The 25,204-nt window shown below is 73.5% G+C and carries 25 protein-coding genes and 2 tRNA genes; 17 read left to right on the forward strand and 10 right to left on the reverse strand.

Annotated features, from left to right (window positions below):
* Nucleotides 1-14 precede the first annotated feature (14 nt).
* The 3 genes from ACSNN8_RS37785 (at nt 15) to ACSNN8_RS37795 (ending at nt 2,770) form a co-directional block, all read left to right on the forward strand.
* A complete protein-coding gene (locus ACSNN8_RS37785; RefSeq protein WP_436655033.1) occupies nt 15-1,445 on the forward strand; it encodes a protein kinase domain-containing protein in 1,431 nt (476 codons plus the stop codon).
* Between the two features lie 50 nt (nt 1,446-1,495).
* On the forward strand, nt 1,496-2,350 hold the full coding sequence (locus ACSNN8_RS37790) for a MerR family transcriptional regulator (protein WP_436655035.1): 855 nt from the start codon (nt 1,496-1,498) through the stop codon (nt 2,348-2,350).
* A gap of 78 nt (nt 2,351-2,428) precedes the next feature.
* Nucleotides 2,429-2,770 (forward strand): hypothetical protein, encoded by a 342-nt coding sequence (locus ACSNN8_RS37795; protein ID WP_436655037.1) that lies wholly within the window; start codon nt 2,429-2,431, stop codon nt 2,768-2,770.
* A 4-nt stretch (nt 2,771-2,774) separates the two neighbouring features.
* On the opposite strand, the gene argS is transcribed toward ACSNN8_RS37795, so the two are convergent.
* Nucleotides 2,775-4,391 (reverse strand): arginine--tRNA ligase, encoded by a 1,617-nt coding sequence (gene argS / locus ACSNN8_RS37800; protein WP_436655039.1) that lies wholly within the window; start codon nt 4,389-4,391, stop codon nt 2,775-2,777.
* A gap of 181 nt (nt 4,392-4,572) precedes the next feature.
* On the opposite strand from argS, the gene ACSNN8_RS37805 reads away from it, so the two are divergent.
* From ACSNN8_RS37805 to ACSNN8_RS37815, 3 genes are all read left to right on the forward strand, one after another.
* A complete protein-coding gene (locus ACSNN8_RS37805; RefSeq protein WP_436655041.1) occupies nt 4,573-6,261 on the forward strand; it encodes a dihydroxyacetone kinase family protein in 1,689 nt (562 codons plus the stop codon).
* The gene (locus tag ACSNN8_RS37810; RefSeq protein ID WP_436655043.1) at nt 6,258-6,704 is read left to right on the forward strand and encodes a protein-tyrosine phosphatase family protein; all 447 of its coding nucleotides are present in this window, start codon (nt 6,258-6,260) and stop codon (nt 6,702-6,704) included. Before ACSNN8_RS37805 ends, ACSNN8_RS37810 begins: the two co-directional genes overlap by 4 nt.
* A gap of 82 nt (nt 6,705-6,786) precedes the next feature.
* Nucleotides 6,787-7,299, forward strand: a complete 513-nt coding sequence (locus ACSNN8_RS37815) for an SRPBCC family protein (RefSeq protein ID WP_436655045.1) — start codon at nt 6,787-6,789, stop codon at nt 7,297-7,299.
* Between the two features lie 2 nt (nt 7,300-7,301).
* On the opposite strand, the gene ACSNN8_RS37820 is transcribed toward ACSNN8_RS37815, so the two are convergent.
* Together ACSNN8_RS37820 and ACSNN8_RS37825 are read right to left on the reverse strand one after the other, a co-directional pair.
* A complete protein-coding gene (locus tag ACSNN8_RS37820) occupies nt 7,302-8,111 on the reverse strand; it encodes a class I SAM-dependent methyltransferase (protein WP_436655047.1) in 810 nt (269 codons plus the stop codon).
* 62 nt (nt 8,112-8,173) lie between these two features.
* Nucleotides 8,174-9,481, reverse strand: a complete 1,308-nt coding sequence (locus tag ACSNN8_RS37825; protein WP_436655049.1) for an FAD-dependent oxidoreductase — start codon at nt 9,479-9,481, stop codon at nt 8,174-8,176.
* Between the two features lie 64 nt (nt 9,482-9,545).
* On the opposite strand from ACSNN8_RS37825, the gene ACSNN8_RS37830 reads away from it, so the two are divergent.
* Entirely contained in the window at nt 9,546-10,160 is a 615-nt protein-coding gene (locus ACSNN8_RS37830) for a TetR/AcrR family transcriptional regulator (protein WP_436655051.1), read from the forward strand.
* A gap of 22 nt (nt 10,161-10,182) precedes the next feature.
* Here ACSNN8_RS37830 and ACSNN8_RS37835 read toward each other — a convergent pair whose 3' ends face one another.
* Together ACSNN8_RS37835 and ACSNN8_RS37840 are read right to left on the reverse strand one after the other, a co-directional pair.
* Nucleotides 10,183-12,753 (reverse strand): ATP-binding protein, encoded by a 2,571-nt coding sequence (locus ACSNN8_RS37835; RefSeq protein WP_436655053.1) that lies wholly within the window; start codon nt 12,751-12,753, stop codon nt 10,183-10,185.
* A gap of 91 nt (nt 12,754-12,844) precedes the next feature.
* Nucleotides 12,845-13,399 carry a flavoprotein gene (locus ACSNN8_RS37840; RefSeq protein ID WP_436655055.1) on the reverse strand — a complete coding sequence of 185 codons (555 nt, stop codon included), beginning with the start codon at nt 13,397-13,399 and terminating at the stop codon, nt 12,845-12,847.
* 261 nt (nt 13,400-13,660) lie between these two features.
* Between ACSNN8_RS37840 and ligD the strand changes: the two genes are divergently transcribed.
* Genes ligD through ACSNN8_RS37865 form a run of 5 tightly spaced genes read left to right on the forward strand, consistent with a single transcriptional unit; the run spans nt 13,661 to nt 17,484 of the window.
* The gene (ligD, locus tag ACSNN8_RS37845) at nt 13,661-14,899 is read left to right on the forward strand and encodes a non-homologous end-joining DNA ligase (protein WP_436655057.1); all 1,239 of its coding nucleotides are present in this window, start codon (nt 13,661-13,663) and stop codon (nt 14,897-14,899) included.
* Between the two features lie 57 nt (nt 14,900-14,956).
* Nucleotides 14,957-15,250 (forward strand): SAV_915 family protein, encoded by a 294-nt coding sequence (locus ACSNN8_RS37850; RefSeq protein ID WP_436655059.1) that lies wholly within the window; start codon nt 14,957-14,959, stop codon nt 15,248-15,250.
* On the forward strand, nt 15,250-15,531 hold the full coding sequence (locus ACSNN8_RS37855; RefSeq protein WP_436655061.1) for a hypothetical protein: 282 nt from the start codon (nt 15,250-15,252) through the stop codon (nt 15,529-15,531). Before ACSNN8_RS37850 ends, ACSNN8_RS37855 begins: the two co-directional genes overlap by 1 nt.
* Nucleotides 15,532-16,689 (forward strand): hypothetical protein, encoded by a 1,158-nt coding sequence (locus ACSNN8_RS37860; protein WP_436655063.1) that lies wholly within the window; start codon nt 15,532-15,534, stop codon nt 16,687-16,689.
* A 6-nt stretch (nt 16,690-16,695) separates the two neighbouring features.
* Complete coding sequence (locus ACSNN8_RS37865) at nt 16,696-17,484, forward strand: hypothetical protein (RefSeq protein WP_436655064.1); 789 nt, start codon at nt 16,696-16,698, stop codon at nt 17,482-17,484.
* Nucleotides 17,485-17,490: 6 nt separating this feature from the next.
* Here ACSNN8_RS37865 and ACSNN8_RS37870 read toward each other — a convergent pair whose 3' ends face one another.
* The 4 genes from ACSNN8_RS37870 to ACSNN8_RS37885 all read right to left on the reverse strand — a co-directional run bounded on the left by ACSNN8_RS37870 (nt 17,491) and on the right by ACSNN8_RS37885 (nt 19,368).
* Entirely contained in the window at nt 17,491-17,745 is a 255-nt protein-coding gene (locus tag ACSNN8_RS37870; protein WP_436655066.1) for a hypothetical protein, read from the reverse strand.
* A complete protein-coding gene (locus ACSNN8_RS37875) occupies nt 17,742-18,155 on the reverse strand; it encodes a hypothetical protein (RefSeq protein ID WP_436655068.1) in 414 nt (137 codons plus the stop codon). Before ACSNN8_RS37875 ends, ACSNN8_RS37870 begins: the two co-directional genes overlap by 4 nt.
* Before the next feature lie 311 nt (nt 18,156-18,466).
* Nucleotides 18,467-18,691, reverse strand: a complete 225-nt coding sequence (locus ACSNN8_RS37880; protein WP_436655069.1) for a hypothetical protein — start codon at nt 18,689-18,691, stop codon at nt 18,467-18,469.
* Nucleotides 18,688-19,368: a hypothetical protein gene (locus ACSNN8_RS37885; RefSeq protein ID WP_436655071.1), complete on the reverse strand. Its 681-nt coding sequence runs from the start codon at nt 19,366-19,368 to the stop codon at nt 18,688-18,690. The genes ACSNN8_RS37880 and ACSNN8_RS37885 overlap by 4 nt, the downstream gene beginning before the upstream one ends.
* A gap of 540 nt (nt 19,369-19,908) precedes the next feature.
* Here ACSNN8_RS37885 and ACSNN8_RS37890 point away from each other — a divergent pair.
* Both ACSNN8_RS37890 and ACSNN8_RS37895 read left to right on the forward strand, forming a co-directional pair.
* On the forward strand, nt 19,909-20,829 hold the full coding sequence (locus ACSNN8_RS37890; protein WP_436655073.1) for a sugar phosphate isomerase/epimerase family protein: 921 nt from the start codon (nt 19,909-19,911) through the stop codon (nt 20,827-20,829).
* A gap of 158 nt (nt 20,830-20,987) precedes the next feature.
* Entirely contained in the window at nt 20,988-21,995 is a 1,008-nt protein-coding gene (locus ACSNN8_RS37895) for a sugar phosphate isomerase/epimerase family protein (RefSeq protein ID WP_436655075.1), read from the forward strand.
* 56 nt (nt 21,996-22,051) lie between these two features.
* On the opposite strand, the gene ACSNN8_RS37900 is transcribed toward ACSNN8_RS37895, so the two are convergent.
* Entirely contained in the window at nt 22,052-22,402 is a 351-nt protein-coding gene (locus ACSNN8_RS37900) for a hypothetical protein (RefSeq protein WP_436655077.1), read from the reverse strand.
* Between the two features lie 188 nt (nt 22,403-22,590).
* On the opposite strand from ACSNN8_RS37900, the gene ACSNN8_RS37905 reads away from it, so the two are divergent.
* From ACSNN8_RS37905 to ACSNN8_RS37915, 3 genes are all read left to right on the forward strand, one after another.
* Nucleotides 22,591-22,663 (forward strand) — tRNA-Asn (locus tag ACSNN8_RS37905).
* Nucleotides 22,664-22,921: 258 nt separating this feature from the next.
* Nucleotides 22,922-24,184 carry an NAD(P)/FAD-dependent oxidoreductase gene (locus tag ACSNN8_RS37910; RefSeq protein WP_436655079.1) on the forward strand — a complete coding sequence of 421 codons (1,263 nt, stop codon included), beginning with the start codon at nt 22,922-22,924 and terminating at the stop codon, nt 24,182-24,184.
* 114 nt (nt 24,185-24,298) lie between these two features.
* Nucleotides 24,299-24,372: transfer RNA gene (locus ACSNN8_RS37915), tRNA-Ile, on the forward strand.
* Nucleotides 24,373-25,204: the final 832 nt, after the last annotated feature.

Consider the following 25,204-nt stretch of genomic DNA (forward strand, 5'->3'; position numbering starts at 1 on the left):
GATAAGGTCCGTTGGTGCTCACTGCCGGACACCTCCTCGGCAACCGTTACCGGTTGGACGAGCGCATCGCCACAGGCGGGATGGGTGACGTCTGGCGCGGCACCGATGTCGTGCTGGGCCGCGTCATCGCCGTCAAGGTGCTGCGCTCCACCATGATGTCCGACCCCGAGTTCGCGGCTCGCTTCTACGGCGAGGCGCGGATGATGGCGGCGTTCCGCCACCCGGGCGTCGTCGAGGTCTACGACTATGCGAGCGCCGGCGAGTCGGGCGGCGAGGACGGCGTCGCCTACCTGGTGATGGCGTACGTCGAGGGTGAGCCGCTGTCGACCCGGGTCAAGCAGGGCCCGATGCCCGTCGCCGAGGTCATGTCGATCGTGGCGCAGGCCGCCGACGCGCTGCACGCCGCCCACCAGGCCGGCACGGTGCACCGCGACGTCAAGCCCGGCAACCTGATCGTCAAGCCCAACGGCACGGTCGTGCTCGTCGACTTCGGCGTGGCCCGGTCCACCGCGGTGACCAGCGTCACCGCGGTCAACGCGATCGTCGGCACCGCGCTCTACATGGCGCCCGAGCAGGTCGCCAAGGGCAACGTCTCGGCCGCCACCGACATCTACGCGCTCGGCGCCGTGGCGTACCACTGCATCGCCGGGCGGCCGCCGTTCGACGGCGACAACGCGCTGCAGGTGGCGCTGCGCCACCTCGAGGACGAGCCCGACCCCCTGCCCGAGGACGTGCCGCTCGAGGTGCGCGAGCTCATCCAGCGGGCGATGGCCAAGCAGCCGGCCGACCGGTTCGCCACGGCCGCGGAGTTCTCCGAGGCCGCGTTCGCCGCGGCCGGCCCGCTGGACTGGAAGAGGCTGACCGGCACCTCGCTGGTCGCCCCGCTCAGCCCCGCGCCGCCCACCCGGGCCGTGCCGCTGCCCCGCGACCTGCCGCTCGGTCCCTCGCCGGCGCCCTCGGCCACGTCGACGGGCCTGACGCCCCGGCGCCCGCCGCGCAGCCAGACCGCCCTGCTGCTCGCGGTGGTCGCGATGCTCGTGCTGGCCGGCGGCCTGGCCTTCGCGGTCGCCATGACCGGCGACGACGACGCCAAGGGCTCCTCGGTCGACACGTCGGTGACGCAGCAGCCGTCCGCGCCGGTCACCCAGCCGACCACCACGATCTCGACGGCCCCGACCCAGGGCAGCACGACCCGGTCCGCGCCGCGCGGCAACCCGGCGCCCCGCAACTCGAGGCCGAGCGTCACGCCCTCCACCTCGGTCCCGACGTCGGCGCCGACGACCACGCCGCCGCCCACGACCCGGCCGGTCACGACACCGCCGACGACCCGCCCGACGACCACGCCGCCCACGACGCCGCCGACCACTCCTCCCACCACGCCGCCGACGACGCCCACGGAGCCCGAGGAGGGCGGGGTCGGAGCCGGCGCCGGGGACACCCCGTAGGACGGCGGGGTTGACCCTCACACTGTGTCAGGGCCGATGGTGAGCAGACCATGTTCACCATCGGAGAGTTCGCCGGTCTGGGACGGGTGTCGGTGCGGATGCTGCGCCACTATGACGCCATCGGCCTGTTGCGTCCCGCGCACGTCGACCCGCACAGCGGGTATCGGTTCTACACGGCCGGGCAGCTTCGGCTGCTCAACCGGGTGACCGCCCTCAAGGATCTGGGGTTCCGCCTGCACCAGGTGCAGACGCTGATCGACGAGAAGGTCGACCCCGCCGAGCTGCGGGGCATGCTGCGCCTGCGCCGGGCGGAGCTGGCCGCGCGGATGGAGCAGGACACCGTACGCCTGGCCCAGGTCGACGCCCGTCTCCGCATGATCGAGAGCGAGGGACACATGGACACCGGAGACGTCGTCCTCAAGCGGATCCCGCCGACCCGGGTCGCGATGCTGGCCGCCACGGCCACCAGCTACGACGACCCGACGTCGATCACCGAGAACCTGACGCCGCTGTATCCGCGGCTGATGGAGCTCCTGGAGCAGCACGGCGTGCCGATCTGCGCGGCGCCGCTCGCCTACTACACCCCGGCGCCCACCGGGCCGGGCGACGAGACGATCACCGTGCACGCGGCGTTCCCGATCGGCGACGCCGAGGTCCCCGCGGACCCCGGCTTCGACGTGGTCACGCTGCCGCCCGTCGAGCAGGCAGCCACCGCGGTGCACCACGGCCCGATGTCGGAGGCCTTCCGCACCGGTCAGAAGATCGCCAACTGGATCGACGACAACGGCTACCGCGCCGCCGGGCGGGGCTTCGCCGTCGAGGTGTACCTCGACTGCCCGCCGGGCGACTTCGACAAGTGGGTCACCGAGATGCAGGTCCCGCTCGGAACCGCGCCCGGGAACTGACCTCAGGTCGGCGGCGGGGCGGCCGATGGGCCGGGCGGCACGGAACTGCAACCGAGCCGCTACCGAAAGGCCCGCCGCATGACGACCCCGGCACCGTACGCCGCGTATCCGACCACCCCGCCGTGGGTGACGCCGGAGCCTCCGCCCGCCCCGGCGCCGGACCCCGGCCCGTACCCGGTGCACGGCCGGCTGCTCGTCCGCTTCCCCGAGGAGATGGCCCGGGCCGCACGGCCGGCGGCGCCGTCCTGGCCGCCCGTGCTGCTCTGGACGCTGCTGCTGGTCGTGCCGGGGCTGGTCTCCGCGGTGCGCCGCAGCGCCGAGGCCGGGCGGGGCGGGCACGAGCAGTACCCGTACTGGATGGCCTTCGGCGGGGTGCTGACGGCGGCGGCCGGCGCCGCGCTGGCGCTGACCACGGGCTGACCCCTCACATCGTGTCGGGAACCGCGATGCCCAGCAGGTCGAGGCCGAGGCGCAGGGTGTCGCCGGTGCGGGCGGCCAGGGCCAGCCGGGACGCCCGCACCGGCCCCTCGGCGCGCAGGACCGGGCAGCGCTCGTAGAAGCCGGAGAACGCCACGGCCACCTCGTGCAGGTGGACGGCCAGCCGGTGGGGCTCCCGGTGCTCGATCGCGGCGGCCACGGCGGGCTCGAAGCCGAGCAGGGTCAGCGCGAGCCGCCGCTCGGCCGGGTCGCCGAGGGTCACCGGGCCGGGTGCGGTGCCGGCCCTGAGCAGCAGCGAGCGGATCCGGGCCACCGCGTACTGCAGGTAGGGGCCGGTGTCGCCGGTCGCGGCCAGCATCCGGTCCCAGTCGAACACGTAGTCGCCGCGCCGGTCGGAGGCCAGGTCGGCGTACTTGATCGCGCCGATGCCGACGGCCGGCGACGAGGCCCGGGCGTCCGCCTCGTCGAGCAGGTCGGCCAGCTTGACCGTCTCGCCGGAGCGGGTCCGCAGCATCCGGCCGTCGGCGCCGAGGATCGAGCCGAAGCTGATGTGCTCGGCGGTCACGCCGTCGCCGAGCCAGCCGGCGGCCCGCGCCACGGCGAAGACCATCCGGAAGTGGGTCTGCTGCGTGTGGCCCACGACATAGAGCAGCCGGGTGGCCTTCAGGTCGCGCACCCGGTGCCGCAGGGCCGCGAGGTCCGTGGCGGCGTACCCGAAACCGCCGTCGCTCTTGCGGACGATCAGCGGGAGCGGCCGCCCGTCGCGCCCGGCGAAGCCGGCGGGAAAGGCGCAGAGCGCACCCTCGCTCTCGACGAGCAGACCGCGTACGGTCAGCTCCTCCACGACCGGGGCGAGCTGGTCCTGATAGGAGCTCTCGCCGGCGAAGTCGCCGGGGCCCAGCGTGGTGCCGAGCCGGGCGTAGTCGGCCAGGAACGAGCGCTCGGACTGCTCGACCAGCCGCCGCCACATGGCCCGGGTGGGCTCGTTGCCGCTCTGCAGCGCGACGACCCGCAGCCGCGCCCGCGTCCGGAAGCCGGGGTCCTCGTCGAACCGGGCCCGCGCCTGCCGGTAGAACGCGGTGAGGTCGCTCAGCGAGTGGTCGGCGGCGGTCTCGTCGCTCAGATGCTCGATCAGCATCCCGAACTGCGTGCCCCAGTCGCCGAGGTGGTTGACCCGTACGACGTCGTGGCCCGCCCACGTGAACAGCCGGGCCAGCGCGTCACCGATGATCGTGGACCGGAGGTGGCCCACGTGCAGCTCCTTGGCCACGTTGGGCCCGGAGTAGTCGATCACCACCCGCTCACCGGGACCGTCCGGCGGGGCGACCGGAGGCGGGGACGCGAGCACCTCGTCGGCCACGGTGAGGTTGAGGAACCCGGGCCCGGACACCTCGGCGGTGGCCAGCCCGGCGAGGTCGGCGCGCCGCGCGACCTCGGCCGCGAGCTCGCGCGGGGCCCGGCCCAGCCGCCGGGCCAGGGCGAGCGCCGCCCCGGACTGGAAGTCGGCGTGCTGCGACGCCCGCACCGCGGGATCGACCGGCTCACCGGCGAGGGCCTCGAACGCCGCGGCGAGCCGGGCGGCGAGAACAGCTTCGAGATTCATGACCAACCCATCGGGATCAACGGTGGGCGGGCCGAGCCGGATCGGCGGAACCGGCGGGATGCGACCCGCCGGTGGACAGCACAGACTCAGCGGCGGTGGGAACGCCGGCGTCGCTCGCTGAAGGTCTGCACGGGCACACGGTAGCGCACGCCGGGCCGGTTGCCGTAGCAAGATATGAGGCGTGAAGAAGCTCATCAACGCCCCCGGCGACGTGGTCGGCGAGTCCCTGAACGGGCTCGCCCGCACGTCGGCCGTCGTGGCGCGCCTCGACGGCTCGGCCACCGCGATCCGCGCCGACATCGCCGCCGTCCGGGAGTCCGGGCAGGTCACGCTGCTGTCCGGCGGCGGCGCGGGGCACGAGCCCGCCCACGCCGGCTACGTGGGGCCCGGGATGCTGACCGCCGCGGTCTCCGGTGAGGTCTTCACGTCGCCGTCGGTCGACGCGGTGCTCGAGGGCATCCGCGCCGCGGCGTCCCCGGGCGGGGTGCTGCTGATCGTGAAGAACTACACCGGCGACCGGCTCAACTTCGGGCTCGCCGCCGAGCTCGCGCGCGCCGAGGGCATCGAGACGGCGACCGTGGTGGTCGCGGACGACGTGGCGCTCGGGGCGGCCGACGGCGCGGGCCGGCGGGGGCTGGCCGGAACGGTGCTGGTGCACAAGGTGGCGGGCGCGGCCGCGGCGGCAGGGTTGCCGCTGGCCGAGGTGGCAGCGGTGGCCGGCCGGGTGGCCGAGCAGGTCGGGACGATGGGGGTCGCGCTGAGCGCCTGCACGGTGCCGGCGGCCGGGCAGCCGGGCTTCCTGCTCGACGGCGACGAGGTGGAGTGGGGCCTGGGCATCCACGGCGAGCCCGGCGTCGAGCGGGCCTCGCTGCGCCCGGTCGACGAGGTGGTGTCCCGCCTGGCCGGCGCGATCGTGGGCGACCGGGGCATCACCGGTGGCGCCCGGGTCGCCGTGCTGGTCAACGGGCTGGGCGCGACGCCGCCGATGGAGCTGTCCATCATGGCCGACGCGGCGGTGCGCGAGCTCACGAGCCGCGGCCTCGAGGTGGCGCGGGTGTGGGCGGGCACCTTCCTGAGCGCGCTCGACATGGCCGGGGCGTCGCTGAGCGTCCTGCCGGTCGACGACGAGGTGCTCGCGCTGCTGGACGCGCCGACCGAGGCGCCGGCCTGGCCGCGCGCCGTGCCGTCGTCGGCGCCCGCCGTGGTCGCCGCTCCCCCCACGGCCGACGCGCCGGCCGGGTCCCTCGCGGGCGACGACCCGTTGCGGCGCGCCTTCGAGGCGGTGGCCGAGACGCTGATCTCGGCGCGGGACACGCTGACCGAGATGGATCGCGAGGTGGGCGACGGCGACCTGGGCATCAGCCTGGCCCGCGGCGCGGCCGCCCTGCTCGCGGAGGCGCCGTCGTATCCCGGCGAGGAGGGCGCGGGAGCGGTGTTGCGGGCGGCGTCGGCGACGGTGCGGCGGTCGGTGGGCGGCACGTCCGGGCCGCTCTACGCCGTGCTGCTGCTGCGGGCCGCGGGGGCGCTGCCGCCGGTCGCGTCCCCGGCGGACTGGGCCGGGGCGTTCCGGGCCGGCGTCTCGGGCGTACGCGAGGTGGGCGGCGCCGAGCCGGGCGACCGGACCATGGTCGACGCCCTGCAGCCCGCCGCCGACGCGTTCGCCGAGCGTCTCGCCGCGGGCGAGCAGTGGCCCGCCGCGCTGGCCGCCGCGGTGCGGGCCGCCGAGGAGGGCGCCGCCGCCACCGCGGGCATCCGTGCCCGGTTGGGGCGGTCGAGCTATCTGGGCGACCGCGTGCTGGGCCACCCGGACCCGGGCGCCCATGCGGCTGCGCTCTGGCTGTCGACGGTCGCCGCCACCCTGCGTCCATGACGACCGCGCCGGATCGGCCCGGGTGGGTGGCGGGCGAGCCCGGGGTGCTGCGGCTGCCGTCGGGGCGGCTGGTGCGCGGGCGGGGGTTGCGCGAGGCGATGCCGTCGGGCCATCCACCGACGTACGGCGTGTACCTGCTGGGCTCGCGGCCGCCGGAGTTCGGCTGGGCGAGCCGGTGGGTGCGGTGGCCCGACTTCCGGCTGCCGGCCGACCGGGCGTACGCCGCCCGGGTCCTGCGGGAAGCGTGGGAGCTCGCGGCGGACGAGCGCGTGGAGATCGCGTGCAGGGGCGGCCGGGGGCGCACCGGGACGGCCCTGGCCTGCCTGGCCGTGCTCGACGGGGTTCCGGCGGGCGAGGCCGTGGCGTACGTGCGCAAGCACTACCACCCGCGGGCCGTCGAGACCCCATGGCAGCGCCGGTTCGTGCAGGGGTTCCCCACCTGACCGTGGCATCGCGGCAAGAAAAGGCGGCGATGATCAGAAGCGGCCATTAGGCTGGAGCGGCACGCCGACGCCTGGGGGACTCATGATCGTCGTGGAGCGGACGCTCGCCGTGGACGTTGCCCCGGGTCTCGCGCTGGGGTACCTGACCGATTTCGCCAACACGGCGGCGTGGGGCCCGGCGGTGCGGCAGACCACCCGCAACGGCGCCGGGCCGATCGTGCCCGGCTCGAGCTGGCACCAGGTGTGCCGCATCCTCGGCATCACGACCGAGCTGACGTACACGCTGGTCCTCGCCGAACCCGGGCGCCTGGTCTTCCAGGGCCGCAACGAGGGCGCCACCTGCCTCGACGAAGTCACCGTGCGGCCGGCCGGGACGGGCAGCGAGGTGACCTACCGCGTCGAGCTCGAGATGCACGGCCTCGCGAAGCTCGCCACCCCGGTGATCAAGATGGAGTTGGAGAAGCTCGGCGCCGCCGGCGCGGCCGCGCTCACCGAGGCCCTCAACCGGCTCGCCCCCGACGCGCGGGCCGCGGAGCTGCACTTCCCGGCCGCGGCGCCGCACCCCACGACCCGCGGCCAGGAAGCTCAGGCCTGACGTCACGCCCGGGTGGCAACGATCTGCAGGTAGGCCGACGGAATCCGGGCGGTGCCGTCCTTGGCCGTGTTGTGCCGGGCGACCAGGGCGACCAGGTCGTCGTAGAGCGGCTTGCCGCCGTCGGCGCCCAGGGCCTCGAACGCCTTCAGCGTCGGGCCGTAGTGCTCGCGGAAGTAGTCGGCGAAGCGCTCGGGCGAGGTGAAGCGGAACACGAGCTCGCGCTGCACGACGCGCAGCTCGGAGACGCGGTCGCCGAACAGCTCGCGGACGCGGGCCTCGCTCCCCCACTCGACCGGGCCGCGGATGCCGGGCGGCGGGGCCACGCGGCGGCCGACCGTCCGGAACATCTCGCCGATGAAGCCGTCCGGCGTCCAGTTCGCCATGGCTATCGTGCCGCCGGACCGGCACACCCGGGCCATCTCCACCGCGGTGCGTTCCTGATCGGGAGCGAACATCGCGCCGACCACCGAGATCACCGCGTCGAAGCGGCCGTCGGCGTACGGGAGGTTCTCCGCGTCCGCGACCTCGGTCGTCAGCGGCAGGTGCTCCGCGTCGGCCCGCTCCCGCGCCCGGGCGAGCAACTCCGGCACGTAGTCCGAAGCGGTCACCCGGCACCCGCACCGGGCCGCCGCGAGCGAGGCGTTGCCGGTGCCCGCCGCCACGTCCAGCACTTCCGCGCCCGCGGAGAGGTCCGCCGCCTGCACGGTCTCCTCCGCCATCGGATGGATCAGGGCCGCCACCGCGCCGTAGTCGCCGCTCGCCCACGTCTTCTGCTGCTTGGCCTTCAGGCCTTCGAGAACCAGATCAGTCATGCCCTCGACGCTAGGAATTGCCGCCGCCCGGCACATGGGGAGAGCTCCCCATGTTGGCTCCCTCAGTTCCCCAGGTCACGGGCGAACCTCCGGCGCAGCGCCGGCACGGCGGCGGTCAGGCGCAGGACCGTACGGAAACCGGCCCGGCCGAGCACTGTGGAGTTCGCGGCCTGCCGGGCGTTGCGCAGCGAGAGGCGGACGGCCGCGAAGCCGTACCGGAGCATCTCCTGCTCGTAGCGCCCGATCGCCGCGGGCAGCGACGTCTCGCCCGTGGACGCGCCGATCAGGCTGCGGCGCAGCAGGTCGGCGTCGCGCAGCGCGGTGTTGGCGCCGACGCCGGCCATCGGGGTCATGCTGTGGACGGCGTCGCCGAGCAGCGTCACGCAGGGGGTTGTCCACAGGCCCGGTTCTGGGGGTGGGGTTGTGGAAAACTCGCGGCGCGGCGTTGGGTGCGCCTTTAGGGTGGGGGTCCCCCTGGGAGGGCGGGGTGGCATTCGGACGGGCACGGCGCTGCGCACGCGGAAGGCGTTGACCGAGGCCGGCTCGCTCGCCGCGACGAGCCGGCGGAACTCCGGCGCCCAGCCGCGCAGACGCTCGCCGACGAGCTTCAGCAGGGCCTCGGCGCCGAGCTGCTCGAGGTCGCCGGGGAAGCGCCGCGCGGCGTCGGAGAATCCCCACAGCACCTGCTCGCCGCCGTCGGCGCTCCAGGCCGCGGTGAACAGCGAGCCGGGTCCGCGCGGGATCACGACGTTGGCCCGGCCGGACAGCGCGGGCGGCAGGTCGCGGACGGCCAGGCACCGGCCGGCGATCGTGCGGACGCCGGTGTCGATCCGCTCGGCGGCGTGCGGCAGCAGCTGGGCCCGGACGCGTGAGCCGGCGCCGTCGGCTCCGACGAGGACGGCGCCGCGGGCGGAGGAACCGTCGGCGAAGCGGGCGACGACGTGGGCGCCGTCGAGCTCGTACGAGGTGAACTCGCGTCCCGGCTCCAGCGCGTCGCCGAGGCCGTCGAGCAGAGCCTCGCGCAGCTGGATGCGGCCGATGCCGTGATGCCGGTCGGCGGGCCCGGCGCCCGGCGGGTTGATCTCGTCGTCGGCGAGCGCGAGCAGGTCGCGGCCTCGGTCGGTGAGGAAGCCGAAGCCGCCGCCGGGCGAGACGGCAGCGGTGAACGCCGCCCAGTTGGCGGCCGGGAGGCACGCGTGCAGGGCGCGGGCGCCGTGCGGGTTGATGTGGATGCGGTATCCCTGAAGCCAGTCGGTGCGTTCGTGGGTCCGCTCGAAGACGCGGACCGGGATGCCGGCGCGGCGCAGGCCGTGGGCGAGGGTGAGGCCGCCGATGCCGCCTCCGATGACGAGCACGTGGGGTACGTCCATGCACCGAGTCTCAAATGCACGTATGAATCTGTCAACCATACGTTTGATTGATAGCCTCGGCGGCATGCCCGAGCAGCATCGGCCGCGCCGGTCCCCCGTCGGCGGGGAGCGTCAGCGCGACCCGGAACGGACGAAGGAGCGCATCCTCGACGCGGCCCTGGCCGAGTTCGGCGAGCACGGTTTCGCGGGCGCGCGCATCAGCGCCATCGCCCGCCGGGCTCAGGCCAACCAGCAGCTGATCTCGTACTACTTCGGCGGCAAGGACGGGCTCTACCGGGCGCTGGTCGAACGGTGGCGCGCGCTCAGCGCCGGGCTGAACCGGCCGGACGCGCCGCTCGACGAGGTGGTGGCCGCGTTCGCCCACGTCGGGGACGATCAGCGGCACTGGGCGCGGCTGCTGATCTGGCAGGCCCTCGCGGGCGAGCGCGACGAGGGCGACGCGGACTTCCGCCGGGCCATGGTCGACGACCTGCGGCGGCGGCAGGCCGCGGGCGAGATAGCCGCCGATCTCGACCCGGCGTATCTGCAGCTGGCGCTGTTCGGCGCGGCGCTCGCGCCGACGCTGCTGGCCGGCTTCGCCGAGGACTTCACCGGGCTGCCGGCCGGCTCGCCGGAGTTCCTCGACCGCTATCGCGACCAGCTCAAGCGGCTGATCGGGCACCTGGCCGGGCCGCAGTAGGGCCGGGTCGGATCAGGCCCGGTCAGATCAGGCCCCGGTCGCGGGCCGCGGCGGCTGCCCGGCCCCGGGACGAGACGCCCAGCTTGCCGAGGACGGCGGAGACGTGGTGGTCCACGGTCTTGGCCGAGAGCGTCAGCCGGCGGGCGATGTCGGCGTTGCTCAGGCCCTGGGCCAGCAGGTGCAGCACCTCCTGCTGGCGGCCGGTCAGCCCGGTGGGGTCGGCGGCCGTGGCGCGGCGCGGGCCGCGGGGCACGGGCAGGCCGCGCAGGCGCAGGTCGGCCCGCAGCCGGCGGGCCGGGGCCACGGCGCCGAGGCGGTCGAAGACGCGCAGGGCCTCGGCGGTGGCCGCGGCGTCGCCGTGGGCGAGGCAGCAGGCGGCCAAGTAGGAGCAGCCGCGCGAGGACCACTGCGCCGCGGCGGTGCGCCAGTCGCCGTCGATCAGCGAGCGGAACGGCTCGGCCGCGGTGGGCGGGACGGAGGGCTTCTCGCCGCAGCGCCACAGCCAGAAGGTCAGCTCGCCGATGAACCAGGGCTGCCGGGCGTGCAGCGCGGCCTCGAGCCCGCGCCGCGCCTGTGCCGCGGCGCGGGCCGGGTCGCCGGCCAGCCAGTACGCCTCGGCCAGCGCGATCGCGGGCGGGCAGACGAACTGGGCCTCGCCGGTGGGGTAGCCGTGCTCGGCGGCCCGCAGCGCGTCCTCGACGGCGTGCGGCTCGTCGCGGCGGATGCGCAGGGTGGCGTGGGCGGCCAGAGCGGGCACGAGGCCGCCGCCGAGCATGGGCGGGCCCGCCATGGCCTGCGCGGCGTCGTCGGTGGCGGCCGCCCAGTCGCCGCGGGCCAGCTGCAGGCGGGCCCGGTGGCCGAGGGCGTGGCGGGTGTAGCCGTCGAGGTCGCGGGCGACCAGGTAGGGGACGATCCGGTCGAGGGTCTGCTCGGCCAGGTCGAGCTCGTACCAGTCGACGGCGGTGCTGGCCAGGTTGACCAGGGCCCGGGCGGCGTGGTCGTCCAGTTTGGCCGCGACGGCGAGATCGTGGGCGCGGCGCAGGTCGTCGGCGCCGTCCCGGTCGCCGGTGTGCAGCCGCGCCGAGCCGATGTTGATCAGCGCGTGGACCTCGGTGTCGAGGTCGCCGAGGCGGCGCGCCAGCTCGGTGGCCCGGGTGCCCCACGCGATCGCCTGCTGCTCGTCGCTGCGGAGCATGAACAGCTGGGACAGGTTGCTGTACGCGGCGGCGAGCTCGCGGCCCGGCGGTTGCGTGCCGAGCACCTCGACCGCCCGGAAGCCGATCTCGAGCGCCTCGTCGGGCCGCCCGTTCCACCAGCTCAGCCGCGACACCCAGCGCAGCCCCTCGCCGATCGGCACGGGGTCGCCCAGCTCGGTGCGCAGCGCCTGGGCGGCGCGGCGGGCGGCCAGCGCCTCCTCGGTGAGCCCGCCGTGATAGGCGGCGAGCGAGTACTCCTCGCGCAGGGCGGCACGGTCGCGGGCGGGACGACCGGCGGCCAGCGGCAGCGCCCGCGCGTAGTGGGCTGCGGCCTGCCGGTAGGCGCCCAGCGACGCGGCCCGGCGGGCGGCGATCGGAGCCCAGCGCAGCACGGCCGCGTCGTCCCCGGCGTGGTGGGCGTGGTGCACGAGCGAGGCGGGGTCGACGCCGGGCAGCTTCTCGTAGGCGGCCAGGATCTCGGCGTGCAGGGCCTGGCGCCGTACGGGGGAAAGGCTCTCCTCGACCGCCCGGCGCAGCAGCTCGTGGCGGAACGCGACGCCGTTGCCGCGCGCGGTCAGAACGCCGCGGGCCAGGCACTCGTCCACCTCGGCCAGTCGCCCGCCGAGCAGGTCGAGCCCGGCGCGCGAGGGCACCACCGACACCAGGTGGGCGACGTCGCGGGCCGGCGGCGTGAGCGTGGCGAGACGGCTGAGGACCAGGTCCCGTACGGTCGGGGGAACGCCCTCGGCCGGCGCCGCCAGCACCTCGGTGACCAGCAGCGGGTTGCCGCCCGTGACCCCGTGCACGTCGGGTGCGGCCCGGCCGGCCCGCCGGGCCAGCTCGGCGACGGCGGCGGGGCTCAGCGGCGGCAGGCCGATCCGGCGGACCAGGCCCGGCGGCAGTCCGGCGAGGACGGTGCGCAGGCGGTGGTCGGGGCCGATCTCGTCCTCGCGGTAGGTGAGCAGCAGCAGGGCGCGGCAGAGCGCGAGCCGCCGTCCGAGGAACGCGACCATGTCCAGCGTCGCCTCGTCGGCCCAGTGCAGATCCTCGAGGACGACCACCGGCCGCGCGGCCTGCGGCGGCCGGTCCAGCGCCTCGAGGAACAGGTCGAACACCTCGCCGCGCGGGCCGTCGCCGATCCGCTCCCGCAGCCGGCCGCCGAGCCGGCGCGCGATGTCGTGCAACGGCCCGAGCGCCCGCGGGGTGAGCAGCGGATCGCAGGCGCCCCACAGCATCTGGGCGCGAGGCCCGGCCGTCTCGGCGAACGCGGCGGCCAGTGTGGACTTGCCGGCGCCCGCCTCCCCGCTGACCACGGCGACGCGCCCGCCGGCGGCGCAGCCGGTGAGCAGGGCGTCCAGAGCGGAGAGCTCGGCCGAGCGCTCCAGCAGCACGGTCACGCGCCCAGGCTAAGCAGGCTGCTCAGCGCCTGCCTAGCGCCCGTTCGGGCAGCCTTGGCCCCCACGCCGGCGGGCCGGGCGGGGCCACGGGTCACGCCCCCAGCGCGGCGCGGCTGTCGATCCTGGTCAGCCCGAAGACGTCCTCGACCAGGTCGAGTGCCTTGATCCACGGGAACGGCCCGGTGCTGCCGGGCAGCCAGCCGTCGACCGGGCCGAACAGCACGCGTACGCCCTCGGCGCGCAACTCGTCGAGCGAGCGGCGGAACGGGCGCCGCGCCGCCAGGGCCTCGTTGACCGCGGGCACCACGACGGTGGGCACGCCGCGGCCGATCACGTCGGCCATCGAGCTCAGCGCGTACGTGTCGGCGATGCCGTTGGCCAGCTTGTTGATCGTGTTGAAGGTGGCCGGTGCGACGATCATGGCGTCGGCGGGCGGGGAGATCCGGGTGCCGTCGGCGGCGAATTTGTACGTGGTGCGGATGGGGCGCCCGCAAACCCGGGCGACCTCGGACGGGTCCAGGAACTCCAGGGCGTTCTTGGTGGCCGTGACGTCGACCGTCCAGCCGCGCTCGCTCGCGACCTGGATCAGGCCGAGCACTCCCCCGGCGGCGCCTCCGCCGCAGACCACCACGCGCAAGTCACCCATGTCAGGATTCTCCCGGATTGTTGTGGCCCACCGCTGACTTACCGGCGGGTTCCGCCTCCGCCGCGCGAGAACCGCCGGGCGTACGGGGCGTCCGTTCGTGCCCGGCTTACCGTACTCGCCGGATCTCCGTTGCGTGACCCCCGTCACTCCCCCGGCCCGACTTCGGCGCGGCCGGGCCCCGTCGTGCCCGGCGCTGCGAACTACAACCCTGTAGTTAGGTGATCTTCCGCTGAACCGGTTGCGGGCGGGTACGCAGTGCGCGTGACTGGATCCATGCGGCCCCAGCACACCCGCCCTGAGCAGCCGATCGCCTCGGTCCCGGCGCCGATGCTCGCCGCCGCGGGCCCGCTGCCGGCCGACGGGGGCTGGTCGTACGAGTTCAAGTACGACGGCGTCCGCGCGATCACCGCCGTCCGCGACGGGCACGTGCAGGCGTACTCGCGGAATCTCAACGACATCACCGCCACCTATCCCGAGCTGGGCGAGCTCACCGAGGTGCTCGGGGGCCGCTCCGCCGTGCTCGACGGGGAGATCGTCGCGCTGGAGGCCGAGCGGCCGTCGTTCGCCCGGCTGCAGCAGCGCATGCACGTGGCCGAGCCCAGCCCCGCGCTGGTCGCCTCGGTGCCCGTCGTCTACTACGTGTTCGACCTGCTCGAGCTCGACGGCGCCGATCTGACCCCGCAGCCGTACGCGACCAGGCGCGACATCCTCGCCGGGCTCGAGCTGGCGGGGCCGCACGTCCGCGTGCCCGCGCACTTCGTCGACGCGGACGCCCGTACGGTGCTGCAGGCCTCGGAGATCTCCGGCATGGAGGGCATCGTCGCCAAGCGGCTGAGCGCGCCCTACCGCCCGGGCAAGCGCTCGGCCGACTGGACCAAGGTGCCGCTGGTCAAGACCCAGGAGGTGCTGGTCATCGGCTGGAAGGCGGGCGAGGGCCGCCGCTCCGGCACGATCGGCTCGCTGCTGCTCGCCGTCTACGACCCGCAGGACCGGCTGACGTACGCCGGGCACGTGGGAACCGGCTTCACCGACGCCGCGCTGCGCCACCTGCAGCAGGAGCTCGCCCCGCTGGCCCGCGCCACCCCGCCGGTGGACGGCGTGCCCCGCGAGTACGCCCGGCACGCCCACTGGGTGGAGCCGGCGCTGATCGGCGAGGTGGCGTTCCGCAACTGGACACCCGACGGCCGCCTGCGCCACCCGTCGTGGCGCGGGCTGCGCACCGACAAGGCCCCGTCGTCGGCCCACCGCGCCCCGCAGCCGGTGCCACCGCCGCCGCAGGGCACCGTGATCGGCGCGATGCAGACCCCCGACGGCCGCTGGCGGGTCGAGGTGGTGCGGCGCGGACGGCAGGACTTCTACCGCCTCATCAACGGCGAGAACATCGTGGACGGCCTGGTGATAGCCACCGTGCGGCGGCTGCTCGAGGAGGCCGGTGTGGACATGGGTGAACTGGTCGACGCGACCGAACGCCCGGTGCCGCTGCGCTCCCGCGCCGGCTGACCACCGCCGCAGTTCAGGGGCGATACGGGCTGTGACGGCTGTCGTAGACTGCCGTCCATGACCCAGACGCGACCGGTCGTCTTTCCCCCGGTGGTCTATGTGCCGTGCGCCCCCGTGCAGGACGCGGACAGCGAGCTCGTGGTCAACCTGCGCCGCACCCGCGAGGGCCGGATGGCGCTGCTGGTCTACTCCGCCCTCGACCGGCTGGTGGACTGCTGCGGCACCGCGCAGCCGTGGACGCTGGTGGCCGCCAACCAGCTCGAGCAGCTGCGGCTCGCCACCGGCTTCGACCTGGTGCTGATGGACGTCGACATCCCCGAGGAGCACCGCTACGCCGGGGAGGCCGTCTGATGGCCGGCGGCACCGAGGCGGACCTCGACGTGCTGGCCGCGCTCGCGACCCGGCTGCGGGCGGCCGGCGACGACCTCGACGCGGCCGGCGGCAGCGCGCCCGGGGCGCCCGACGCGGGCGACTTCTCGGCCGTCCTGGGTGACGTGGTCGCGCACCTGCTCGACGGCGCCGGCAACGCCGTGGAGGGGCTGAAGGAGGCCGCGGCCCGCGTCGAGGAGTCCCGTGACGCGTACGCCCGGCAGGACGCGAACGCGGCCGCCGGTCTGCGGGGGCTGTTCTAGATGATCGAGACTCGGCTCGACGGCGACCCGGCCAGCATCCGGGCCAACGCCGACTGGCTCAAGGCGCAGCTCGCCGCGCGGCTCGATCGGTCGGTCACCGACATGTTCGCGGCCCGTGACGACGCGGGCAGCGGGTGGCGCGGCGACGCGGGGCCGGGCTTCGCCGGCCGGATGGACGCCGCCGGTCGCAAGGGTGACACGCTGCGCGCGGACATCGAGACGACGGCGCAGGGCTTCCACCGGTACGCGGACGATCTGACCACGGCGCAGGCGGGCATGGAGCGGGCCCGCGCCATCGCGCGGGAGGGCGGCCTGCAGCTGGCGGGGACCACGATCCTCGACCCCGGCCCCGCGCCCGCGGTCGTCGCCCTGCCGACGGGCGGACCGCCGACCCCCGAGATGGTGACCGCGCACAACGACTCGGTCACCGCGTTCAACGCCCACCGGGCCAAGGCCGACGCGTACGTGCTGGCGAAGCAGGAGGCCGACCGGTCGAACGCGGTCATGGAGGCCGCCAAGGCCATCGCGAAGAACATGGTCGACGACGTCAAGAGCAAACCCGTGCTGCTGGCCGGCGACTTCTTCAACGGCACGGCCGGCAGCGCGCTCGGCGCGCACACCAGTGTGCTGCGCAAGCACCGCGCCGCGCTGCTCGAGGACGTCAAGAAGCTCGACGCGCACTACCTGAAGACCGCCGGCGGCACCAAGGCGTCGAAGGACCTCATCGAGGCCGGCTACAAGCGCTTCCTCGAGGCCGACGCGGTCGAGCGGCGCGCCGCGTCGGTCAGCCGCCGGGTCGGCAGCAAGCTCCCGATCATCGGGGTGGGCCTGACCGTGGCCGGCATCGGCTACGACATCCACACCGGAAAGCCGCCCGGCAAGGCCATCATCAGCGGCGCCGGCGGCATGGGAGCGTCCATCCTGGCCGGCATGGCGGTCGGCACCGCGGGCGGTCCCGTCGGCATCATCGCCGGCGCCGCCGTCGGCACGGTCGCCGGCCTGGTCGCGAGCGGCGCCCTCGACTGGGGCTACGACCAGCTGCCGGACGGCGCCAAGGCCGCCATCGAGGACGGCGTCGCCACGGTCGGCAACGCCATCGGCGACGCGGGCGAGGCCGTCGGCGACACCGCCAAGAAGGTCTGGGACTCGATTTTCTGAGGATCTATGCAGCCGAACCCGACACACGCCCCCACCCCCGAGGGCTGGCCCCGCCCGAAGCGGTCCTTCCGCCTCGTCTTCGCGGTCGGCTACCTGGGCCTGTTCGCGGCGGGCATGCTCGCCGGCGCGGTCTGGGCCTTCACCACCGACCAGTTCGTGGCCGCCGTCCTGCTGGCGCTGGGCGGCATCGGCTTCGGCCATCTGGCCGGGCTGGCCTCCAGCCAGCTGCGCGCGCCCAGCGGCCGCGGCCACGCCACGACGGGCACGACCGACCAGGGCGAGACCGGCTTGGCGTACGCGTACGCCGCCGCCCCCTACTACTGGCTGCTCACCACCCTGGGGCTGGTCGCGCTGGCCCTGGTCGGCGCCACGTTCCTGGGCGTCCTCGCGGGCGAGGTCGCCGGCTGGGTGATCGCCGCGCTGGCCGCGACCGGGGCCGCGTACCTGCTGTGGTTCCTCTTCACGGTGGCCCGCCTGGCCCCCGGCCGCGTGGTGCTCACCCCGTCCGGCATCTACCACCGCTCCCTGACCTTCGAACACTTCGTGCCGTGGTGGGCCGTCACCGAGGTCGTCGCCGACCAGGAGATCCACCCCGTCATCGCCGTGAAGGCCTACCAGGCCGAGGGCACCCGCCGGGCCGGCCGTTTCGGCACGTACGAGGGGCAGTACTTCCCCATCATGGTGATCCGCGCCTACCGCCTGGGCGCCAACGCGGTGCCGGCCTACGAGGCCCTGCACCACTATTTCCACCACCCGGACGACCGGGCGCGCCTGTCCAGCCCGCCCCTGCCCTAGCGGTCCCTACGAGCTCGGCCGCCTCAGGACGTCACCCTCACTGATCGAGCCGGAATCGGCGCCGTCCAGGGCGACCGTTGTCGTCGTGCGCGCGCTGTGGAGCTCGATGGAACGCACGACCACTGTCGCCGTCGGAATGCCGTCCCGAACAACGCTCAGCCGGTCTCCGATGTGGAGCGGCTCACCCTCGAGGTGGCCGGTGACGAAGACCCACGGGCGGCTGGACATGGTGTGCACGTTCTCGACAGTGAGCCCGGTCATCCGCGATTACTCCTCCACGCCGCGACGAAGCCCTCCTCGGCCTCGTACGCCTCATCCTCCAACGGCCCGGTCACCGAGGAGACTCGGCCCTCCTCGTGCTGGCGCACGTGCACGCTCTCGTGGCCGAGGGTCCGCACCAGGGTCTCCTCGTCCTGGAAGGCCGCCGGTCCGAGCTGCACTCCGAGCGGGTCGGTTCTCGCCACGACTCCTTGGAAGTCCAAGTAGGCGATGTCGTCGGCGAGGTGCACGATCTCGACCGGAGCCCCACGGAAGTCGACCTCGGCCAGCTCGGCGTAATGGCGGACAGTCTCGGCCGTGCGGGGCAGTCCGGCACCCTGGTCGACGACTTCCCGGTTCGAGAGCCTGCCGGTACGCGAGTGCAGGGCGATGCCGCGCTCTCGTTGCCTCACGGAGCCGCCGCCGGCGCGCCCGGCTCGAGAGACGGCTTCCACCGAGCCCTCGGCCTCGACGACGTTCCGTGCGCTCCGGGGCGGCCGGAACCCGCGTCGCGTCCTCGAGCGGCCGGTCACTGTGTCGCCGGCCCGGCGACGTCGTCCATGCCGCGAAGCTAACAGGCGAAGTCCACCAGGGGTCGACCAGGACGTCGGCGACCGCAGCTGATCTGCAGCGCCAGCTGTGGATAGCCCCGAACGCCCCAGGGAGCGCCGCAACGTGACGGTGGCGGGCGGCCCGGCGTTGACCAGCGCCAGGCGACAATTGCTCAGCTGGAGAAGACGACACCCGGCGGGAACGTGCCTTGCTGCTCCCAGGAGCGCTTGACCTTCGTTGCTACCGCACCGGCGGCGGAGTCGAAGTTGCCGTCGTCGGGGACCGCCCGCCACGACTGCTTGTCGATGGTCAGGACCCGGTCGAACCGGCGGTCCAGGCCGAACTCGTAGCGGACCTCGTGCTCGGTCTCCGCCACTTTGCGTCCGACCACCATCATGCCCACGGCTGCCTCCACGGTGTCGAGTAGTCCTCGAAGGTCGGATCGGGGATCCGATTCTGCCAGTCCGAGACCTGGTTGGCTGCTCGGTGCGCCTCCTCATACGTCGCGCCGGGGTGGGCCGCGTAGTAGCGCGACTCGGCGGACTCGTGTTCGAGCAGCGCGATGTCCTCGGGGAGCGGCCGCCCGGAGCGCAGCCGCAGCCAGGCCTCGGCCATGTCCGGGCTCGCGTCGTAGCGCTGGTGGGAAATTCCGCCTTCGTAGTCGGACAGCGGGTGCTCCTCGAAGAAGACGTGGTGACGGATCCGGTCGATCTCCCGAACGGTGAAGCCGGTCGAGCCGTCCAGCCGCTCGGCGCCGCGAAGGTGGCCGGCGATCACCTCGGCGTCGGAATTCGCCCGGATGTCGTCGTAGGCCGCGTTGGCCCAACGGGCCTGGCGCTCGAAGTCGGCCGGGTCGTGCGGCCGGCTGGAATGACCGCCGTGCACCAGCGACGAGGGACTGCTCCGTCCATCGGCTGCTCCGGAGCCGGGCCGTCCGGCGTCGGCGAAAGCCGCGACCACTTGTTGCGCCTGCGCCACGCTGCCGGCCTGGCGCGGCACGCCGGGCGCCCGATGCCGGCCGGGGCCGCGCGGGGTGCCGCCTCCGCCGTGTGAGGTCTTGGGACGCCCCGTCATGTCCGCCGACGGTAACGAGCGACAGCAAAGTGGTCAGTCGATCAATACGTCGGCGACGTTGCGTCGGAGGCGGACGGGCACGCCGGCGTACGCAGGCGGCCGTACCGGCGACAGGTCTGCTCGGAGAGCATTCGCACTAGCAAGATCCAGTGCGGTCGCACGAGTGATCGTTCCGTGCGTGCCCGAATGCTCAGATGGCGCACGTCGATGGACCCGCGTGGATGCTTGCCAACCGTACCCTTTCCGGTTTCCCCGGCTGGTCACGATGGGCATAACCATCGACCCTTGCCTATTTGACGGCCGTGTCCCGCTCACGTTCTCGCGGGTCATCGCGTCGCACGGCCGGTACGCCGCTGATCCTGAGGACGCATGACTCTCGTATCCGTGGGCAGGTGATTCCACGGATGGAGGCCTCATGGCAACGCGCAAGCCCGCCACGCGCGCGTCGAACACCAGCGACCACATGGTCCATACTGGACGTGTCGGCACGTGCCGATGCACGTGCAGATGCGCCGGTTCCCACGTCCGGGGAGGACTTCGATGCGGCTGAGACATCCCTCCGGCCGGATCGTGCACCTGTCCTGTGAGATCGATTCGACCTCGGCGACCAACCTACCCGGCATCGTCGCCCAGCTCGACACGTACGGCGCCGCCCGTGCCCGGCTCGGCGCCGACGCGCTCGGCGTGAGCCTCTGGCTTGCCCCCTCCCTCGCCGCCGCCCTCGCCGTGGAGAGCCGCGCCCGCACCCGGCTTCGTGCCGAACTCGACGCCCGCCGGCTCGAGGTCGTCACGTTGAGCGGCGCGCCCTTCGACGAGGGCGGCGGCGAGCCCCCCACGGCGCCCCCGCCGGCCTGGAACGAGCCCGCCCGCCGCGAGTACACCCTCGACCTGGCCCGCATCCTGCTCGACCTGCTCGACCAGGACGCCGTACGCGGCACGGTCAGCACGATCGGCATCGGCCCGCGCGAGGGCTGGGGCGAGGCCGAGGAGAAGGCCACGCTCGGCATCCTGCGCCGGCTCTCGCACGGGCTCGCGGACCTCGCCTGGCAGAACGGCCGGGCCGTACGGGTGGGGTTCCAGCCCGCCCCCGGCTTCGTGCTCGACGGCCCCGCCGAGACGGTGGCCGCGCTCAGCCGCAGCGACAAGGACCGGCTGGGCGTCTGCCTCGACCTGGGCCACGCCGCGCAGTGGCCCGACCCCGCCGCGGGCATCGACACGATCACCGACGCCGGCCTGGCGATCGTCGAGGTCCGCCTCACCGCCGTGGCGGGGTCCACCACGAGCGCGTGGCGCGACGGGCTCGACCGGCTCTTCGGCCGGCGCGGCCCGCTCACCGAGAACCTGACGCTGGTCAGCCGCGCGCCCTCGGTCGAGCAGCTGGCGGGCGACGTGGCGTACCTGCTCGCCGAGCTCGCCGCCCTCGGCCTCGCGCCGGAAAATGAGCCCTGCCCCGCGCGCTGAAATCCGTCTAGAGTCGGTCGTGGCTCTGCCGGAACGGGCGGACCGGGTCGTGGGAGGCGCAACCCCCGCCGGTCGTGACGTCCGCGCCCGGTCGTGCCACCAGGGCGGCCTTCCCTCGCCGCCCGCCCCACGCTGTTCTGAGTTCCGAGGGAGAAATCATGGCGCGACCCATCACGCTCTTCACCGGCCAGTGGGCCGACCTGCCCTTCGACGAGGTCTGCCGGCTCGCGTCCGAGTGGGGATACGACGGGCTCGAGATCGCCTGCTGGGGTGACCACTTCGAGGTCGACCGGGCGCTCGCCGAACCCGACTACGTCGACCGCAAGCGCGAGCAGCTCGAGAAGCACAACCTCAAGGTGTACGCGATCAGCAACCACCTGGTCGGCCAGGCGGTCTGCGACCATCCCATCGACGAGCGCCACAAGGACATCCTGCCGGGCGACATCTGGGGCGACGGCGACCCCGAGGGCGTACGGACCAGGGCCGCCGACCGGATGAAGGACACCGCGCGTGCCGCCGCCCGCCTGGGCGTCAAGACGGTCGTCGGCTTCACCGGGTCGTCGATCTGGCATACGGTCGCGATGTTCCCGCCCGTGCCGCCGGCCATGATCGAGCGCGGCTACCAGGACTTCGCCGACCGCTGGAACCCGATCCTCGACGTGTTCGACGAGGTGGGCGTGCGGTTCGCCCACGAGGTGCACCCGAGCGAGATCGCGTACGACTACTGGACGACCCGCCGCACGCTCGAGGCCATCGGCGACCGGCCCGCGTTCGGGCTCAACTGGGACCCGTCGCACTTCGTCTGGCAGGACCTCGACCCGGTCAACTTCATCCTCGAGTTCAAGGACCGGATCTACCACGTCGACTGCAAGGACGCGAAGGTGCGCACCGGCGACGGGCGGCGCGGGCGGATGAGCTCCCACCTGCCCTGGGCCGACCTGCGGCGCGGCTGGGACTTCGTGTCCACCGGCCACGGCGACGTGCCGTGGGAGGACTGCTTCCGCGCGCTCAACGCGATCGGCTACGACGGGCCCATCTCGATCGAGTGGGAGGACGCCGGCATGGACCGCCTCGTCGGCGCGCCCGAGGCACTGCAGTTCGTCCGGCGGCTGGCCTTCGACGCCCCCACCGCCGCCTTCGACGCGGCGTTCTCGACGTCGTCCTGAGACGGCGCCGGGGCCGCCCTCAACGGTGAGGGCGGCCCCGGAGTCTCAGCCGACGATCAGTACGTGGTGCCGGTCGTCTTGCTGTTGGGAACGGTGAGCGGCTCGGCCAGCGGGTCCGCGAGCGGGTCCGCCAGCGGGTCCGCGGTCAGCGCCGTGTCGGTGCTGCTGCTCGAGGTCGAGGACGTCGACAGCTTCTCGCCGATCTTCGACGACTGGAGCTTGTCCTTGCTCTCCGTGTAGAGCTTGTTGGCCTGCGCCTGGGCGACACCGGCGGCCTCCTGGACCGTCGGGTGCTCCCACACCTTCTTGGCGTTGGCCGCGATCTCCTCGTACTTCTCCCGGCCGGCACGGCTGCCCAGGACGAAGCCCGCCGCGAGACCGGTGATGAACATCAGCTTTCCGCGCATGATGGCGGCTCCTTCCGTTCGTGACGCGCGTGCGTCGATGGGGCGTGCATACCCATCCTGCCCGCCCGCTATTCCTGACGGGCAGCTTTCCCCCGACCGGCGGCGTGCCGGGGAGCCCCTTCGCGCCCGCGGGCCTCGGTCATGTACTCTGTTCTCCGGCACCGAGGGAAACCACGGTGATGAAGCAGTCCCCTGTAGCTCAATTGGCAGAGCAGCCGGCTGTTAACCGGCAGGTTATTGGTTCGAGTCCAATCGGGGGAGCGAGTCGGAGGCCCCTGTCCGCGGAAAGCGCGGACCGGGGCCTCGCTCTGTTTTCTGCCTGGGGGCCGAGCCCCCAGACCCCACGGTGCGGTGGTTGGGGTGGGCGGGACGGTGGCGGTGAGCGGGCGGGTACGCGAACAGTCACGTCCTCTTCTGCTCGAGCGAGTTCACGGCCGTACGTCTTCGTCTTTCTCCTGCCGCGACCACCCGCCGCCGTTAGTCTGGGTGCTGCCTGGTTCGTCCCCTTGTGAGGTGCCCGTGTCGCAACCTGTTCAGGTGGACGTCGTCATCGTCGGCGGCGGTCTCGCCGGGCTCGCCGCTGCCCGCCGGCTGGACCGGGCCGGGGTGGAGTGGCTGCTCGTGGAGGCCTCCGACCGGATCGGCGGCCGCGTCGCCACCGACGTCGTCGACGGGTGGCACTTCGACCGCGGCTTCCAGGTGCTCAACACGGCGTACCCGCGGGTGCCCGCGCTGGTCGACATCGACGCGCTCGACATGCGCTACTTCACGGCCGGCGTGCTGGTGCGCCGCGGCGGCTCGCTGCACCGGCTGGAGAACCCGCTGCGCGAGCCGTTGAGCGCCGCGCAGTCGCTGACCTCGGGCGTCGGCACGCTCGCCGACCGTCTCAGGTTCGCCGCGCTGGCCACCCGCTGCGCGACCCTGTCGCCCGCGAAGCTGCTCAGCGAGCCCGAGACCACGACGCAGGAGGCGCTGCGCAAGGCCGGCCTGTCGCACCGGATGATCGAGGAAGTGCTGCGGCCGTTCTTCTCCGGGGTGTTCGCCGACCGTTCGCTGGACACGTCGAGCCACGTCTTCGCGATGGTGCTGCGCTCGTTCGCCCGCGGGCGGATCGGCGTGCCCGCCGCCGGCATGGCCGCGCTGCCCGCCGCGATCGCGGGCCCGCTGCCGTACCCTCAGCTCCTGATCGGCGCCCGCACCCTGTCGATCGCCCCCGGCATGGTCGTCACCGAGGCCGGCCAGATCAACTGCCGCGCCGTGGTCGTCGCCACCGACCCGCTCTCGGCGTCGCAGCTCCTCCCCCAGCTGCCGCCGCCCGACATGCACGGCCTGACCACGTTCTACTTCGGCGCCGACCGCGCACCCATCGACGAGCCCACCCTGATCGTCGACGGCGACCGCCGCGAAATCATCGCCAACACGGTCGTGATGAGCAACGCCGCGCCGGAGTACGCCCCCACCGGCAAGTCCCTGATCGCGGCCTCCGTCGTCGGCGTCTCCGCCCCCTCATCAGCATCCGAGACCGTCATCCGTGTCGAGCTCTCCCGCCTGTACGGCGTCCCCACCGACGACTGGCAGATGCTCGAGACGATCAGCATCCCCCAGGCCCTGCCCGCCGCCCGCGTGCCGCAGGCCCAGCTGCGCAAGCCCGTCGACCTGGGCGACGGCCTGTTCGTCGCCGGCGACCACCGCGACAGCCCGTCGCTGCAGGGCGCTCTGGCAGGCGGTTGGCGTACGGCGGGGGCGGTGCTTTCCCACCTCGGAGCCCACGTCGCCGCCTGAGCGGGCAGGAGATCGCTGGCTGCGAGAACGCGCTACGGGTTAGGATCGCCGCCGGTAAGGGGCGGTAGCTCAGTGGGTTAGAGCAGGGGACTCATAATCCCTCGTCCCAGCCAGGGGGTGGTAGCTCAGTGGGTTAGAGCAGTGGACTCATAATCCATCGGTCACGGGTTCGAGTCCCGTCCGCCCCACCTGCGGAAACGCGGCGTTCCTTCATGTTCCACGGTGGAGGAACGCCTCGCTCCGAACGCCTGGAGGCGATAGATCGTCTTCACGGTCACGGTCTGTGTGGGAGCATCGTGGGAGCATCTGCCTGATCAGCCGACCCGATTGTGTCCGTTCGGTCACCCGGCCCTTCCGATGCCTGTTCGGTGCTTCAACGCGTAGCGGTGATGATCGCCAGGCATGCCCAGAGCCTGGGCCAGAGCGTCCCGGGTCGGGCTTCGTGGTTATTCATTCAACCAGTCGAGCAGTCGCCGCCAGAATGACCGTGGTGACTGCTGCGGGGTTGATTGCTGCCTCGCCTGGCGAGCGGCCTTCGCCTCGCGCTCCTCCCTGGCAGCCCATTCAGCCGCCGCCCACTCGTACGGCTCGTAGGTGTCTTCGTACACCCATCCAGCGCCTTTGCAAGTGCTGCACCGACGTCGGCCGTTCAAGTCGCCATCACATGCCGGGCACTGGATGTCTGGTCTTGCCACGGGTCGTTACCCCCTCTATTGACTACTGGTCGCTGAGGCGGTGACTCGACTTGTGCTTGTGTCACTCGCCCGGGCCGAGGTGGATTACAGAGTCCGCAGGCTGAGGAGCGTGTCTCCTGAGCGGGCGGCCACGTGAAGGTCGGCCAACGAAACGTGCCGTACTCCGGGGATTGCCGGCGCTCCCCCCGTCGGGTTGGGAGCGAAGCCCAGGGGAACGCTGACAGTGACCGGGTCTCCGAGTTCGATCAAAGTTGCAGGCCCCGGCCAGTTCCTGTGCACATCCGGTTGGGCCATTACTTCTCCAGCGTTTGCGACTGGTGTCGAG

The organism is Actinoplanes sp. URMC 104 (genome assembly GCF_051386375.1).
Classification (GTDB): Bacteria; Actinomycetota; Actinomycetes; order Mycobacteriales; family Micromonosporaceae; genus Actinoplanes.